This is a genomic window from Catenulispora subtropica, from assembly GCF_039531675.1.
In the GTDB taxonomy this organism is placed as follows: Bacteria; Actinomycetota; Actinomycetes; order Streptomycetales; family Catenulisporaceae; genus Catenulispora; species Catenulispora subtropica.
Window position 1 is genome coordinate 153,965 of sequence record NZ_BAAAQM010000009.1, and the last position, 14,408, is coordinate 168,372.

14 protein-coding genes are annotated in these 14,408 nt (G+C 72.0%); 11 read left to right on the forward strand and 3 right to left on the reverse strand.

All coding sequences use genetic code 11. The features are described from left to right. The 5 genes from ABD466_RS10840 (at position 1) to ABD466_RS10860 (ending at position 7,502) form a co-directional block, all read left to right on the forward strand. Complete coding sequence (locus tag ABD466_RS10840) at positions 1-1,260, forward strand: ATP-grasp domain-containing protein (RefSeq protein ID WP_344656833.1); 1,260 nt, start codon at positions 1-3, stop codon at positions 1,258-1,260. Next, the gene (locus ABD466_RS10845; protein ID WP_344656834.1) at positions 1,247-2,620 is read left to right on the forward strand and encodes an MFS transporter; all 1,374 of its coding nucleotides are present in this window, start codon (positions 1,247-1,249) and stop codon (positions 2,618-2,620) included. Before ABD466_RS10840 ends, ABD466_RS10845 begins: the two co-directional genes overlap by 14 nt. Further along, entirely contained in the window at positions 2,617-3,771 is a 1,155-nt protein-coding gene (locus tag ABD466_RS10850; RefSeq protein WP_344656835.1) for an ATP-grasp domain-containing protein, read from the forward strand. Before ABD466_RS10845 ends, ABD466_RS10850 begins: the two co-directional genes overlap by 4 nt. Before the next feature lie 11 nt (positions 3,772-3,782). Continuing rightward, positions 3,783-4,412: a cysteine dioxygenase family protein gene (locus tag ABD466_RS10855; RefSeq protein WP_344656836.1), complete on the forward strand. Its 630-nt coding sequence runs from the start codon at positions 3,783-3,785 to the stop codon at positions 4,410-4,412. 126 nt (positions 4,413-4,538) lie between these two features. Then, positions 4,539-7,502 carry a polysaccharide lyase family 8 super-sandwich domain-containing protein gene (locus ABD466_RS10860; RefSeq protein ID WP_344656837.1) on the forward strand — a complete coding sequence of 988 codons (2,964 nt, stop codon included), beginning with the start codon at positions 4,539-4,541 and terminating at the stop codon, positions 7,500-7,502. A gap of 5 nt (positions 7,503-7,507) precedes the next feature. Here the strand turns inward: ABD466_RS10860 and ABD466_RS10865 are convergent, their stop codons facing one another. Beyond that, positions 7,508-7,810: a DUF6529 family protein gene (locus ABD466_RS10865; protein WP_344656838.1), complete on the reverse strand. Its 303-nt coding sequence runs from the start codon at positions 7,808-7,810 to the stop codon at positions 7,508-7,510. Positions 7,811-7,829: 19 nt separating this feature from the next. On the opposite strand from ABD466_RS10865, the gene ABD466_RS10870 reads away from it, so the two are divergent. The 5 genes from ABD466_RS10870 to ABD466_RS10890 all read left to right on the forward strand — a co-directional run bounded on the left by ABD466_RS10870 (position 7,830) and on the right by ABD466_RS10890 (position 11,759). Next, positions 7,830-8,084 carry a hypothetical protein gene (locus ABD466_RS10870; RefSeq protein WP_344656839.1) on the forward strand — a complete coding sequence of 85 codons (255 nt, stop codon included), beginning with the start codon at positions 7,830-7,832 and terminating at the stop codon, positions 8,082-8,084. Between the two features lie 37 nt (positions 8,085-8,121). Beyond that, a complete protein-coding gene (locus tag ABD466_RS10875; protein WP_344656840.1) occupies positions 8,122-8,628 on the forward strand; it encodes a SigE family RNA polymerase sigma factor in 507 nt (168 codons plus the stop codon). A gap of 67 nt (positions 8,629-8,695) precedes the next feature. Beyond that, the gene (locus tag ABD466_RS10880; protein WP_344656841.1) at positions 8,696-9,709 is read left to right on the forward strand and encodes a hypothetical protein; all 1,014 of its coding nucleotides are present in this window, start codon (positions 8,696-8,698) and stop codon (positions 9,707-9,709) included. Between the two features lie 155 nt (positions 9,710-9,864). Continuing rightward, positions 9,865-11,292, forward strand: a complete 1,428-nt coding sequence (locus ABD466_RS10885; RefSeq protein WP_344656842.1) for a WGR domain-containing protein — start codon at positions 9,865-9,867, stop codon at positions 11,290-11,292. Positions 11,293-11,513: 221 nt separating this feature from the next. Beyond that, positions 11,514-11,759, forward strand: coding sequence for a DUF5999 family protein (locus tag ABD466_RS10890; protein ID WP_344656869.1), 246 nt, complete (start codon positions 11,514-11,516; stop codon positions 11,757-11,759). 6 nt (positions 11,760-11,765) lie between these two features. On the opposite strand, the gene ABD466_RS10895 is transcribed toward ABD466_RS10890, so the two are convergent. Both ABD466_RS10895 and ABD466_RS10900 read right to left on the reverse strand, forming a co-directional pair. Continuing rightward, a complete protein-coding gene (locus tag ABD466_RS10895; protein WP_344656843.1) occupies positions 11,766-13,004 on the reverse strand; it encodes a sensor histidine kinase in 1,239 nt (412 codons plus the stop codon). Next, positions 13,001-13,663 carry a winged helix-turn-helix domain-containing protein gene (locus ABD466_RS10900; RefSeq protein WP_344656844.1) on the reverse strand — a complete coding sequence of 221 codons (663 nt, stop codon included), beginning with the start codon at positions 13,661-13,663 and terminating at the stop codon, positions 13,001-13,003. Before ABD466_RS10900 ends, ABD466_RS10895 begins: the two co-directional genes overlap by 4 nt. Before the next feature lie 75 nt (positions 13,664-13,738). On the opposite strand from ABD466_RS10900, the gene ABD466_RS10905 reads away from it, so the two are divergent. After that, positions 13,739-14,326, forward strand: a complete 588-nt coding sequence (locus ABD466_RS10905) for an RNA polymerase sigma factor (RefSeq protein WP_344656845.1) — start codon at positions 13,739-13,741, stop codon at positions 14,324-14,326. The last annotated feature ends 82 nt before the right edge of the window (positions 14,327-14,408 follow it).

Here is a 14,408-nt window from a genome sequence, read left to right on the forward strand (position 1 = left end):
ATGCGTGTTTTGATCATCAACCGGTGGGACGACGAGTTCTCCGACTACGGTGCCCATATCGACCACCATGAGCATTCGGTGGCGTATGTGACGGTGCCCGGGCATCTGCCGCGGGTGCCCGCCGAGGCGCGATCGGTGGAAGTCGTCGCCCCGGGTGCGGACGACGAGGAGCTGCTCGCGGCGGCGCGCCGCTGCCGGGGAGCGCTCGGCGGCGTCGACCGGGTGCTGGCGCTGTCGGAGTTCAACCTGCTGCTCGGCGGCCGGATCCGGGACGAGTTCGGCGTTCCCGGTCCCGGCGTGGCGGATTTGCTGCGCTTCCGGGACAAGCCGCTCATGAAGGAGACGGTGGCCCGGGCCGGGCTGCGCGTGCCGCGTCTGGAGGTCGTGGACTCGGCGGGGGCGGTCGCCCGGTTCGCCGCCACGGTGGCCGGCGCCACCGTGCTCAAGCCCCGCACGGGGGCCGCCGCGGCGGGAGTGCGGGTCATCCCCTCCGGCGCTGACCCGGCACCGTATCTGGAGGGTGCGGACTTCGCCGACCTGCACGCCGAGGAGTTCGTCACGGGGACGCTGTGGCATGTCGACGGGCTGATGCGGGCCGGCGCCCCGTGGTTCGCGTGCGCCTCCCGGTATCTCGGGACGCCGCTGGGCTTCGCGAGCGGCCAGCCGACGGCGAGCGTGTGCGACGACGGCCCCGACGGGCGGCGGATTCTGGACTTCGCCCTGCGGTGCCTGGACGCGCTGGGCCTCGCGGACGGCGCGTTCCACCTCGAGGCGATCGACGCCCCGGACGGGCCGGTCTTCCTGGAGGTCGGAGCGCGGGTCGGCGGCTGCCTGATTCCCTGGACGCTGGCCGAGGTGCACGGGTTCGACCTGGTCCGGGAGTGGATCAGGCTGCAGATGGGACAGGAGCCCGCGGCGCCGGGCGGTCCGGCGGTCGGGGGCGCGTTGCTCGTGCCGGGGACCGTCGGGGCGCGCGTGCGCCGGGTCGAAGACCTGAGTGGGCGGATCCCGGGCTTGTACGCGCAGGTATCGGCCGAGGTCGGGAAGGTGCTGGAGGGCGAGGACCTGGTCGCCGGGTTCCGGTTCCGGGGCACGGATACGGACGCGGTCCTGGAGGGGATGGCGCGGGCGCTGCGGGAGTTCGTGTTCGAGCTCGATGCGGCGCCGGTCGAGGCGGTTGAGGCTGAGCGGGTCGGGGCCGTACGCGTCATAGCGGAAGCGCTTGAGGCGGCAGCGGGGCACGCCGATGCCCGCCCCTAGACACGGCAGTCACCGCGGCCAGCCCGGCCAGCGGGACCAGCGCGGCCAGCGCGGCCACCGCAGTCGCAGCGGCCGCCGAGGCCACGCCCCTACTCCGCGCCGCGCCTATCCGCTGCGCGCCGCCGACGCGCTGGCGTCCTCGGCCACGGAGATCGCGGTCCCGCTGATCGTTCTGCACGCCACCGGCAGTGCGGCGTGGTCGGGCCTCAGCTTCTGCGTCGAGTGGGTTCTGCGGCTGGCTGTCATCCCCCACGCGGGAGCGCTCGTGGACCGCCTCGGTCCCGGGACCGTCTATCGCGCCGCGGGTGCGGTCCGCACCGTCGCCGGCGTCGCGCTCCTCGCCGTGCTGATCGCCCATCCGGCCGCGTGGTGGTGTGCGGCGGGGTTCGGGATCGTGTCAGGGCTCTCCTTCGAGAGCACCTTCATCGCGGCCGAGTCGGTCGGCGCGCAGCTCGGCGCGCGCGAGCCCGAGCGGGTGCCGCGGATCCAGGCCGTGCAGACCGCGATCGACGAGGCGGCGCGGATGGCCGGGCCGCTGCTCGCCTCCGTGCTGCTGCTCGCCGGTTCGGCGGTCGCCGTCGCCGCGATCACCGGGGCATCGGCGCTCGTGACGCTCCTGGCGTGGCCCCTCGGCGGGCGGCCGACAAGTGCCTCCGCCGTCGGTGCGGAGGGCGCGGTCGCGGCAGTCGCCGAGCTCCCGACGGAAACCGGCGTCCTCGCGGGCCTGGCCACCGTCCGGCGCCGTCCCGACCTGCGGCGTGTCGCCGCCGTCTACAGCGCGTCGAACCTGCTCTACGGCGTCGTCATCGTCGCGGCGCCGCCGCTGCTGCTCAAGCGCTACGACTGCCCGCCCACCGCGGTCGGCGTCCTGTGGGCCTGCGGCTTCTGCCTCTCGCTGGTCGGCGTGGCACTGGCCCGGCGCGGCCTGGAGCGGTACGAGCCGGACCGGGTCGGGGCGGGGGCCTTCGCCGTGCTGTCACTCGCCGGATTCGCCGCCGGCACCGCCCGCAGCCTGCCGGTCTTCTTCGTCTCGGCGGCGCTGGTGCTCGGAACGCTCGGCGCGGTGCAGGTCCATCTGCGCACGATCCGGGCGCGCGCCGTCCCCGCCCAGAACTACGGCGGCGTCACCGCGGCCGTCGTTCTCACCGGGCTGCTGCCCAATCCCGTCTCCGGCCTGCTCGTCGCGGCGGCCCCGGCGGGACGCCTGCCGGCCCTGGTGCTGCTGGCGGCGATCGCCGCGACCACGGTCAACGCCGCCGCCCTGCGCGGCCTGGGGCGTGCCGTCCGCGATCACCCTCCCGTCCGCGATCACCCTCCCGTCCCTCTGCCTTCGTTCGTCCCGTCCCAGGAGCAACCATGACCGTCCGCGTCGCCATCCTCGAACCCGCGTCCTCGGGGCTGGCCCTCGTCCACCGCGCCGCCGCGCTGGGCTGGCAGCCGCTCGTCGCCTCCCACGACCAGGGCGACCGGCGGCTGGATCCGGCGGCGCGCGCCGCGGCGGCCCGCATCATCACCGTCGACACCAACGACGAGACCGCGTTGGCGGCCGCGGTGGCGGGGGAGCACCGGCGCGCGCCGATCGACGGTGTGGTCGCGGGGTGCGAGTACCGCGTCCCGAGCGCCGCCCGGATCTCCGCGGCCCTCGGCCTGCCCGGCCTGGATCCGGCGACCGTGGACCTGGTGCGCGACAAGCCTTCGATGCGGGCGGCGGTGGCGGCCGCCGGCCTGGCCGGGCCGCGCTTCGCAGAGCTCGACGACCCGGCCGATCTCCCGGCGGCCTGCGCCCACGTGGGCTTCCCCGCGGTCGTCAAGCCCGCCGACGGCTGCGGAAGCATGGGGGTGCGCCGCGTCGACGACGTGCGCGGGGCCCGTGCCGCGGTGGCCGCCATCCTGCGGGACACCCGTCTGGACCTCGGGGTCGGGCTGGGCCGTGCCGTCATCGTCGAACAGTACCTGTCAGGACCCGAGTTCAGTGCGGACGGCTTTGTGGCGGACGGCACGCCGAGCGTGGTGGCGGTGACGCGCAAGCTGCTCGGTCCGGAGCCCGCGTTCGTCGAGACCGGCCACCTGACGCCCGCCGACCTGCTGCCCTGGGAGGCGGCCGCCCTCACGTCCTACGCGGAGGCGGTGGTCCGGGCGGTCGGCGTCACTCGCGGCCCGTTCCATTGCGAGCTGCGGCTGTCCCCGCACGGCCCGGTTCTGATGGAGGTCGCGGCCCGCCTGCCCGGCGACCGCATCACCGATCTGCTGCAGCTGACCACCGGCGTCGATCTGCCGACCGTCGCCTTGGCCGCGGCCACCGGACGTGACCCGTTCGCCCTCGGGGCGTTCGGCGCGGCGTCGGCCGCGGCGGCCGGAATCAGGTTCCTGACGGTGCCGGGCGCCGCCGACTGGCGTGACCGCGTCGGCCACGAGTTGTTCACCGCCGACTCGCCGCGGCATGCCCGGATCCGGTGGGAGGAGATCGGGACGCAGGACGAGAAACCGGTCGGCGGTCGGCGAGCGGCATGAAGCACGACGGCATGAAACGCGAAGGCATGAAGCAGGACGGCGGCCTCGGCTCCCACCTCGACACGTTCCTCTCCGACCTCGACCGCTACGCCGCGATCGGTGTCCTGACCCCGCAGACCACCGCCGACACCCTGCGCCGGTATCTGGAGGCCGGCCTGATCGTCCCGGACGACTTGTGCGAGGGTGACGAAGGCGGCTACACGCAACGTCTCCTGTATGCCGGTCCCACCCACTCGGTGGTGGCTCTGACCTGGCTGCCGGACCAGCGCACGCCGATCCACGACCATGTCGCCTGGTGCGTGGCGGGGGTGGTGGAGGGCGCCGAGGTGGACGAGTCGTTCCGGCTGTGGCGGCTCGCGGGTTCCGGTCGCAAAGTCCTGGTTCCCACCGGCCGCACGACCTGTACGCCCGGCCGGGTCCAGTTCCTGGTGCCGCCGGACGAGGACATCCACCGGGTGTCCAACGGCGGTACCGGCCGGGCGGTGTCGCTGCACGTGTACGGCGCCGACATCTCGGTGAACGGGAACAGCTCGATCAATCGCGTGTTCGGCCAGGAGGTCGTGGAGCAGCCGCCGCCCGGAGCCAGGATCGTGAGCTGGCGGAACCCGGACGACTGGGGGTGGCGCCGAAGGACTGTGTGACGAAAACGGTTACTAGTCGGATTGGCCGAGTTCCCGGTCATCTGTGGCCGTGCTCTTGACGGAAATCGTGGAACCGGTTTACCTTGCGCGACACGCACGTGCAGTCCGCATCGGCAGGAGTGGTCCGTGAGTAGTCGTGAACAGCCTCGGGTGAGCCGGCGGCGGTTGCTGGCATGGAGTGGGGCCGGATTCGGGGCGTTGGCGTTGTCGCTGGACGGTGCTCCGCCGGCGATGGCGGCGACCGATCCCTATGCGGCGCTGCGGAGTTCGTGGAGCGCCTACCTGTCAGGTGGTGCCATTGATCCGGGGAACGCCGTCTACGCGCCGGCGTTGGCGGGACTCAATAGTCTGACGCAGGCGTGGTCGGGGTCGATGCAGGTGGGCTCGGGGCGGGCGGCGCTGTGGACGGATCTGCCGCTCGGCACCGTCTCGGCGAACATCACGTCGAGCCTGAACCGGCTGCGGACCCTGGCGTTGGCATACGTCACGCCGGGAAGCGGCTACACGGGGAGCGCGACGGTGGCCGCGGCCGTGACCGGGGGTCTCGACTTCATGGTCGGCGGGCCCTATTCGGCGAGTACGGCCATGTACGACAACTGGTGGGACTGGCAGATCGGGGCGACGCAGGCGTTGGAGGACGCGGCGATCCTGATGTATCCCGCGCTCTCCGCCGCGCAGGTGGCCAGCTATTGCGCGGTCATCGACGCCTTCGTACCGGACCCGGCGAAACAGAGGTCTGTCAGTGGGGGAGTCACCACCTCCACCGGGGCGAACCGGCTCGACCTGTGCCGCAGCGTCATCGTGCGTGGGGCGCTCGGTGGCGCCGCGACGCCCATCAGCACGGGTGTGGCGGCGATGTCGCCGGCGTTGCCGCTGGTCATGTGGAGTGACGGGCTCTACGCCGACGGTTCGTTCATCCAGCACGGCGGGGTGGCCTACACCGGCACCTACGGCAAGATCTTCTTCGCCGACGTGGTCGCGCTCGCGCTGCTGCTGAAGGACTCGTCGTGGGCGATCACCGATCCGAACCTGGCGGTGGTCTTCGACGGCGTGGACACCGCCCTGGCGCCGGTCGTCTACAACGGGCTGATGATCGACGCGGTGCGGGGACGCGCGGTGTCGCGGTTCAACGAGACCGATGCCCAGGACGGCTTCAGCGCGGCGTTGACCGTGCTCCGGTACGCGCAGGCGACCGCCGATCCCGCGAAGGCCGCCGCGTGGCGGGCCGCGGCGAAGGGCTGGTTGCAGCGCAACACGAGCTGCACCGTGGCCACCACGACGCAGCAGGTCGTCGACTTCACCAGCGGGGCCTCGGTGACCGTGTCGGTGCCGGGCGTCTCCGGGATCGCGGTGGCCGAGTCGGTGCTGGCCGACGGTTCGGTCGCCGCCGCGCCCGAGCCGGCCGGCCATCGCCAGTTCCCGGTCATGGCCCGGGCGATCCACCGGCGTCCCGGGTGGGCGTACTCGCTGGCGATGTCGTCGTGGCTGGTGGAGCGTTACGAGGCGATCAACGGCGAGAACGTGCACGGCTGGTACACCGGCGACGGTATGGGCTACCTGTACCTGGACGGCGACGTCGCGCAGTTCAACGACGCTTTCTGGGACACGGTCGACCCGCTGCGGCTGCCTGGCGTCACCGCGGATTCCGGCACGGTCGCCGCCTCGGCGGGCGAGGCCACCAAGCCGAGCACGAGGTGGGTCGGCGGTGCGGCGTCGGGCGCGTACGGCTCGGTGGGCATGCAGTTGCAGGCCTACTCGAACGGCCTCACGGGCTGTAAATCATGGTTCTGCCTCGATGACGAGGTCGTCGCGCTGGGTGCGGGCATCACGTCGAGCAGCGGCGACACGGTGCGGACGACGGTGGAGAACCGTAACCTGCACAGCGCCGGGGCCAACACGCTCTACGTCAACGGCGCGGCGCAGTCCACCAGCCCCGGCTGGTCCACGACCGTCAGCGCGGTGCATTCCGCGTGCATCAGCGGCGTTGCCGGCTACTACTTCCTTTGGCCGGCGGGAGCGAACAACGTCGAGTTCGCGCTCACGAACCAGACGGGCAACTGGCACACGGTCAACGGCCTGGCCCCCAGCACGCTGGCCGACGACACCCGGCCCTACTTGAGCATCGCGTTCAACCACGGTGCGAACCCGGCGGGAGCCACCTATTCCTACGTCGTCCTGCCCGGCGCGACGCCGGCCCAGACCGCGGCCTACGCGGCGAGTCCCGAGGTCGGCGTCCTGAGCAACACGGCGTCGGTGCAGGCGATCACGCACGCCGGGCTCGGCGTGACCATGGCCAACTTCTTCGCGGCCGGGACGGCCGGGGCGATCACCGTCAGTGCGCCGGCCTCGGTCGTGACGCGGGAGAACGGCGGTAGCCTGACGATCGCGGTGTCCGATCCGACATGGGGCTCCTCGACGGTTCAGGTCGTCGTAGCGGCGTCGGGCTACGTCTCCGTCGTCAGCGGCGATCCCGGCGTCACCGTCCTGTCGACCTCGGGCGGTCAAGTGAAGCTTCTTGTCGAGACCGGAGGGTCACGGGGCTCCAGTCACAGCGTGACGCTGTCCACGTCCGGCACCGCCCTCACGCCGTGTACCGCGACTGCGTTGGCGGCGACCGACAACTGCTATGTGCGGGACGGGTCCTACGCGGCAACCAACTACGGCGGCCAGACCACGATGGTGGTGAAGTCGGCGTCCAGCGGCTACGACCGTGTCAGCCTTCTGAAGTTCGACACGGCCGCGATCACGGGCTCGGTCACCCGGGCGGTGCTGTGGGTCAACGGCTATGTCGCCGATTCCGGAGGCAGCATGACCACGGTCGGTGCCTACGGTCTGAGCAGCAGTTCCTGGAGCGAGGCGACGGTCACGTGGAACACGGCGCCCGCCATCCGGACCGCATACGGCAGCGGGCCGTTGAGCAACACCGCGGACTGGGTCGGACTCGACGTCACCGGTCTGGTGCAGGCGGCGGCTGCCAGTGGCGTGGTGGCGATCGGGGTGTCGCAGGCTGCTGCGGGGCTGGCCGCGATCCTCGCCACGAACCACGGTGCCGTCGGCACGGCACCGGTGCTGGAGGTGGTGACGGACTAGCTCGATCAAGCCAGCGAGATCTGTCCGTCGGCGACCTTGATGGCGATCGTCGTGAGCCAGGCCTTCGCGGGCAGCGGGCCGGAGAAACCGGCGACGTTGACCGCGAGGCCGGCCGGAGTGTGGACATGTGCGTAGAGGCGGATGCCCAGCGACACCGCGCAGCCGATCGCCGCCGGGATCAGGAGGGCGAGCCCGGATCCGGTCGGCGGTGGCGCCGCGGCGGTCTCCGCGGGCTGTTCGGCGGACCAGCGGCCCTCGGGAAGAGGCTCGCCACCTCGTGTGTTGTGCCGAATAGCCCATCTGAACACAACCGAGGAGGACGACGGCATGACGGCATCCGGCGGTGGCCCGGCCCGCAGAGCCCGTGACGTGATGCGCACTACCTGCGGACGCGAGTTGACCGTGAACACGTTGCAGCCGGATCCCGGCGGTCACCACGCTGATCGCGTCGTGCTGGGGACGAGCCTGAACCGCGGTGACCTGGAGCGGTGCTGGGCCGGGCTGACCGTCGAGGAGGCGCGTCAGCTGGCGGGCATGCTGCTGGCGCATGCCGAGGCCGTCGATCCGGCCGGTGATCGCTGAACAATCGCGCGGGGGGTGAGTCGCGACCGTGCCCTCGATGCGTATAGAGGGTGTGGATCGTGATGCGGAGTTCAGTGCGTACGCGGCGGCCAAGGCATCGCGCCTCGGCGAGACCGCGTACCTGATATGCGGTGACTGGCATCGGGCTCAGGACCTGACGCAGCTGGCGTTGGCGAAGGTCTACGTGGCCTGGCACCGGCTGCATGACGACGGTTCGATAGACGGGTACGCCAAGCGGATCCTGCTCAACGAGTTCCTCAGCCAGCAGCGGCGCCGGAGTTGGCACGAGCGGCCGTCCGCCGTGCTGCCCGACCGGCCTGCCGCCGACGACTCCGCCGACCTGCGGTTGACGCTGCTGGAGGCGCTGGCGCGGCTGTCTCCCAGGCGGCGGGCCGTGGTCGTGCTGCGGTACTGGGAGGACCACAGCGTCGAGTCCGCCGCGGACCTGCTCGGGATGAGCGCGTCCGCGGTGAAGTCGACGTCGGCGCGGGCGCTGGCCGAGCTGCGGGAGTTGCTCGGTGACCAGTTCCCGGTCGAGGCGTGACGGTCACCCACTCGGCCACCCACTCGGCCACCCACTCAGACGCGGACCCGCAGCGGAGGGAATCGAGATGTTCAGCGACAGTGGTTTCAAGGAGCAGCTCCGCGACGAACTGGCCGCCGGGGGCGGCGGGGTGTCGAGCGGGCTGGCGGCGGACGCGCTGGCGCACGGCCGCCGGCTGCGCAGGCGGCAGCAGCAGATCAGGATCGTGAGCGGGACCGGTGCGGTCGCGGCGGTGGTGGTGGGTGCCGTGGTCCTGTCCGGACGGATCGGGTCCGGAGGCGGGGGCTCCGGCGCGGCCGGACCCGGGCACGGTGGGAGGCCGACTTCGGCGCCGTCGTCGGCGTCCTCGGCTCCGTCGTCCGCGTCCTCGGCTCCCTCGTCGGCCTCGTCGGCGCCGTCGGTTCCGTCGTCGGCTTCGTCGTTGGCAGGCGGCGTGCCCTCGTCGCCGCCGTCCGGCGCCAGACCGGCCGGCGGGACGCCGGCGACGGTCGTGCAGCTCCCGTCGCTGCCGGCGCCGGTCGCGGCGAACCCGCCGGCGAACGGCGTCCCGGCTACCCTCAAGGCGTACGGGGCGCTGCTCCAAGAGCTGCTGCCCGGCAAGGCGGTCCCCGGGGTCCACGGTTCGCTCATGTCCGCGTCCAACGTCATGACGCAGGTTCAAGTCGAGTTCAGTGTCGACGGCGGCACGGCCGAAGCCGAGGTGTTCCTCGATCGTCCCGGCGTCATGCCGCAGGACGCGCCCTTGTGCGACGACGTCACCGTGCCCAGCGGCCGTACCGCCACCTGCGCCCGCGGCACCCTGGCCGACGGGAGCCAGGTCCGCATCCTGCACACGGAGGCGAAGGGGACCGGCACGTCGAGCCTGAAGGAGGTCGAGGTGCTGCTGAACCGGGTCGACGGAGTCCAGATCGAGGTCACCATCGCCAACGGCCTCTTCTTCGGCAACGGTTCCCGCCTGGCCCAGGTCCCGGTCACCGACCAGCAGGCCTACGCGATCGCCGCGGATCCGCGGTGGGGGTTCAGCATGGACCCGGTGTTCGTGCAGCACGCTGAGACGACGATGACTGTCGACGGGCACTGACGGTAACGGCACCTCGGCTCCGGGCACGTCCCGGTGCCCTACCGCGAGGATCGATGGATCGGTGCGGCAGCGTTGAAGCGTGCTGCCGCACCGATCAAGCGTCGCTCGGCGAACCCCGCCAAGGCACTGTCACCCGCTGCTTGTACTTTCTCCCCATGACTCAGGGGACCACCTATCTGGAGCTGTCCGAGGATGACGGCGCCGCGCACAAGTTCTACGAGGTGACCGTCGCGGGCACGGTCGTCGACATCCGGTACGGGCGCATAGGCACCGATGGCGCGCGTCAGACCTCTACGTTTCCGACAGTGGAGAAGGCTGAGGCGGCTGCGGCCAAGAAGATCGGCGAGAAGGTGCGGAAGGGGTACGCGCCGGCCGTGATGGGGGCGCGGGCGCCGCGGAGTATCACACGGCGGGCGGTGGCCTCGGCGCCGTCGACGGCGCGGGCGACGGCGCCGGTGTTGTGGCGGTTCCGGACCGCGTCGAGCGCGTTCGGGATTCATATCGACGGGGATCGGTGCTGGGTGGGGAACCAGTCCGGGGACGTGTTCAGTCTCGGGCACGACGGGTCGGTGCTGTCGCGGTTCCAGCTGCCGGAGGGGGTCAAGTGCCTCGTCGCGGACGACTTCTGGATCTACGCGGGCTGTGACGACGGCTCCGTCTACGACCTCTCCGGCAAGATCCCGCACGCCGCGTACCGCATCGACGAGGACGTCGACATCTACTGGCTCGACATCCACGAGGGGGTGCTCGCGGTCTCCGACGCCGGTGGGCGCCTGGTCGTCATCGACCACGAGGAGGAGCACCAGTGGTCCCGCAACAGTCCCGGCAGCGGTGCGTGGATGGTGCGCAGCGACGCTGACGCCGTCTACCACGGCCACAGCGCGGGTGTCACCGCCTACGCCGCCGACGGCGGCCGCGAGCTGTGGAACACCAAGACCCCCGGTGCCGTGCTCTTCGGCTGGCAGGAGGCCGACCACGTCTATGCCGGGACCGGGCGCCACGCCGTTCACAAGATCACCAAGGCGGACGGTCGCGTGGCGGCGGACTACCGCTGCGACACCGCCGTCTACTCCTGTGCCACGGCCCCCGGCGGCCGCTATGTCTTCGCCGGTGACAGTGCCTCGTCCGTTTACTGCTTCGCCGCGGACGGCACCAGGCTGTGGAAGCTCGGCACCGGCTGCGGGTCGGCCCTGTCGATGCAGTACCGCGACGAGCGCCTCTACATCGTCACCACCGACGGCACGCTCGCCTGCATCGACGCCACCGAGCAGGCGATCACCGCCGCGCAGGGCGGTGTCGTCCCGACCGTGGTCGACGTGAAGGCCAGCGCCGCCCTGCCGGTCGCCACCCCGACCACCGCGGTCGCCACCACCACCTCCGTCGGGAGCGGCACCGTCGTCGAGTGTGTCGACGACCATGGACGCCTGCGGGTCCGCGTCGTCAGCGGCGGCTTCCAGTCGGGCTGGAACGTCCAGTTCCCGCGCGACATGCGAGTGGTCGGCGCGCGCTATGTCGTCGAGGAACTGCACGAGACCAGTCGCGGTTTCTACCGGGTGCGCGGGGAGATCAAGCGGCTCGTCTAGTGCGCCGGGGCTCGCCCGAATCGCCGATTGGTCGTACGTCGGACATGTGAAGTGGGGCCTTTCTAGAAAGGTCTTTACTTATTGGCGGTCGTTCGGTATATATCGGATGAGTAGAGGCCGTGTGGGGGCGGGACCACCGCCTGACAGGCACGCTCGGGGGCGCGTTGACGACATGGCCTGAATCAAGGCAAGGCGGTGCGCCGACCATGGTGCTCACTAACATTCCTTCCGACCGATCCGGGTCCGGGCGGCCAGCGGCTTCCCGGACGCCGTGTTCGCACAAGCCACGCTGCCCCGGCGCGGAAGAGGCCGATCGCGAGTCGGCGTGCACAGTCGCCTCGTTCCCGGAACAAGGCTGGAGCCTGCTGTGCAACGGTGTCGTCGTCTTCGACGACACCGGCGAGCTCCTTCCGGACGGCCGTGTCGTCCCGCCCCGTCGGCCCACGGACATGCTCGGTCTCGGCTAGGGAGCGCTATTGATCGCTGGGAAGCCGCAGCGTGGCCACGGTCCCGCCGTTCGGATGGTCGGCCACCGTCAGCTCCGCGTGATGCAGCTCGGCGACCCAGCGGGCCAGGGACAGCCCGACCCCTTCCCGCGGCCCGGACGCCCCGACGCCCGGGCCGTAGTCGTGGATGGACACGGACGTGTCCTGCACGCTGACCTCGACCACCGCCGGTATGTCGCCGCGGCCGTGCCGCACCGCGTTGTCCAGCAGGTTGCGCACCGCCATCCGCAGCAGGGCCGGGTCCGCGCGGACCACGGTCGGCGCCAGCTGGGCGATCAGCCGGTGCGGCTCGGGTACCTCGTCCGCGGCGACGTCCTCGACCAGGAGGTCCAGGCGCAGCCGCTCCGGTTCGCTGTGGGTGAGGCCGGCGGCGTGCCGCGCCCGCAGGAGCAGGCCGTCGACGGTGCCGGACATGCCCGCGGCCCGGGCCGCCACCTGGCTCAGCGTCGCGGAGTGCCGTGCCGGTTCGGGACCGGCGGCTTCGGCGGCCGCGCGGATCGCCGCCAGCGGTGTGCGCAGCTCGTGGGCGGCGTCGGTCAGGAACCGCTCCTGCTGCTCCAGCGCCTGGGCCGCGAGGCGCACGCTGCGCCGGGCCAGCAGGAAGCCGCCGACGCCGGCCGTCACCGTCAGCGCCGCTCCGGCCGCGACCACGGCCCACACCAGGCGCTCGTGGTCCTCCGACTGCGCGTCCGGATCGCCGACCGCGACGATCGCGCCGATCGGCTCCCCGTCCGTGCCGTCCGTGCCGTCCGAGTGGTAGAAGGGGACGGCCAGCAGGAGCCCGGAACCGTTCGGGCCGGTCACGTCGGTGAACGCGGTCTCGTCGTTGTGCCGCACCGCCCAGCGGGCCGAGTCGGCCAGCAGTTCCGGGCCCCAGATCGGGCCGTCGCCCGCGGTGTCGAACAGCTTGACGGCGCCGGACGGGTCGCGGGTGAACACGTAGACCGTGATGCCGTCGACGAAGTCCTGCTCCACGCCGGACTCGTCGAAGGTCAGCGTGCCGTTGACGTCGCTGAGATGGTCGGCGGCCAGCGCGGCCATGCCGCGGATCTGGGTCCGCAGCGTCGAGGAGCGGCCGTTCTGGTCGGCGGCCACGGCGACCGTGCCGAGGACCGCGAGGCCGGCCACGTTGAAGACCGAGAAGAGCACCGCCAGGCGCCAGCGCATCCGGCGGAGCCGGACCGCGGTGTGCGGGAGAGCCGTCACTCCGGCCCCAGCCGGTAGCCGAACCCGCGCACGGTGTGGATCACCGCCGGGTCGCCGAGCTTGCGGCGTAGCCGGCCGATGAGCACCTCGACGACGTTGGACGCCGGATCGGCCATCTCGTCCCAACAGTGCTCGATCAGCGTCGACCGGCTCACCGCCGCCGGGGCGGCGCTCAGAAGCAGCTCCAGCACGCCGAACTCCTTCGGCCGCAAAGTGAGCAGCACGCCGTCGCGGCGCACGGTGCGCAGCGCGAGGTCCACTTCGAGATCGCCGTTGCGCAGCACGGAGGCGACGACCTGGCCTCTCCGGCGGGACAGTGCCCGCACCCGCATCACCAGCTCCTCCATGGCGAACGGCTTGACCAGGTAGTCGTCGGCGCCCCGCGCGAAGCCCGCCACCCGGTCGCTCAGCGCGTCCAGCGCCGTGAGCAGCAGCGCGGGCGTCGCCGTCCCGGCCGCGCGCAGCCGGTGCAGCCCCTCGGAGCCGTCGCCGTCCGGCAGCATCCGGTCCACGACCAGGCAGTCGTACGTGTTCACGGCGATCTGCAGGTCGGCGCGCGCCCACCGGTCGGCCTCGTCGACGGCGAACCCGGCCCGGCGCAGCCCCTCGGCCACCGCCGTCCGCACCTCGCGATCGTCCTCGACCACCAACACCCGCATGACGGGACTCTAGCCGCCGCCCCGGGATCCGGGCGCGTCATCAAAATCTCATCAACGTTCGTCCAGTCTGCTCCCATGACCGCCTTGACGATCGCGGCGGCGCCCCGAGCCGTACCCGAGGACCACGCCGAGGACCGCGTCCCGGACCCCGCTGCGGACCCCACCGCGGGCGCCGGCGCGACGCTCGCCGACCTGTACCGCCTGCACCACCTCTACCTGACCCGGCTCGCCGTCCTCCTGGTCGGCGACACGGGCGACGCCGAGGACGCGGTCCACGACGCGTTCCTGCGCCTGTGGCGCCGGCACGGCGACCGGATCGACGGCCTGGACAACCCGCTCAGCTACCTGAGCGTGGCGGTGCTGAACAACGCGCGCACCCGGCTGCGGCGCCGTAAGACCGCCCGCGACCACATACCGTGGTTCCTGCCCTACGGGGAGTCCGCCGAGGACATCGTGCTCTCCCGCCAGCACCGCCAGGTGCTCGACGCCGTCAAGGCCCTGCCGCGGCGGCAGCGCGAGGTGCTGGTCCTGCGGTACTGGGCCGACATGTCCGAGGCGGACATCGCCGGAGTCCTGGGCATCAGCCGCGGGACGGTGAAGTCCACGGCCAGCCGCGGGATGCACAAGCTGGAGCAGTCGCTGGCGGGCCACGCGCCTCGTTGACGCCCGGAGCGAAGGTGACTTCGACCGATGGTGAGACCAGCCGGGGAGCCACCTCGGAGACCGGGCTCACACCCGGTCCGGC

Coding starts and splice junctions, on each gene's coding strand:
- ABD466_RS10855 (WP_344656836.1), top strand. CDS start 3,783: ATGAAACGCGAAGGCATGAAGCAGGACGGCGGCCTCGGCTCCCACCTC.
- ABD466_RS10885 (WP_344656842.1), top strand. CDS start 9,865: ATGACTCAGGGGACCACCTATCTGGAGCTGTCCGAGGATGACGGCGCC.
- ABD466_RS10870 (WP_344656839.1), top strand. CDS start 7,830: ATGACGGCATCCGGCGGTGGCCCGGCCCGCAGAGCCCGTGACGTGATG.
- ABD466_RS10905 (WP_344656845.1), top strand. CDS start 13,739: ATGACCGCCTTGACGATCGCGGCGGCGCCCCGAGCCGTACCCGAGGAC.
- ABD466_RS10875 (WP_344656840.1), top strand. CDS start 8,122: ATGCGTATAGAGGGTGTGGATCGTGATGCGGAGTTCAGTGCGTACGCG.
- ABD466_RS10900 (WP_344656844.1), bottom strand. CDS start 13,663: ATGCGGGTGTTGGTGGTCGAGGACGATCGCGAGGTGCGGACGGCGGTG.
- ABD466_RS10850 (WP_344656835.1), top strand. CDS start 2,617: ATGACCGTCCGCGTCGCCATCCTCGAACCCGCGTCCTCGGGGCTGGCC.
- ABD466_RS10845 (WP_344656834.1), top strand. CDS start 1,247: ATGCCCGCCCCTAGACACGGCAGTCACCGCGGCCAGCCCGGCCAGCGG.
- ABD466_RS10880 (WP_344656841.1), top strand. CDS start 8,696: ATGTTCAGCGACAGTGGTTTCAAGGAGCAGCTCCGCGACGAACTGGCC.
- ABD466_RS10840 (WP_344656833.1), top strand. CDS start 1: ATGCGTGTTTTGATCATCAACCGGTGGGACGACGAGTTCTCCGACTAC.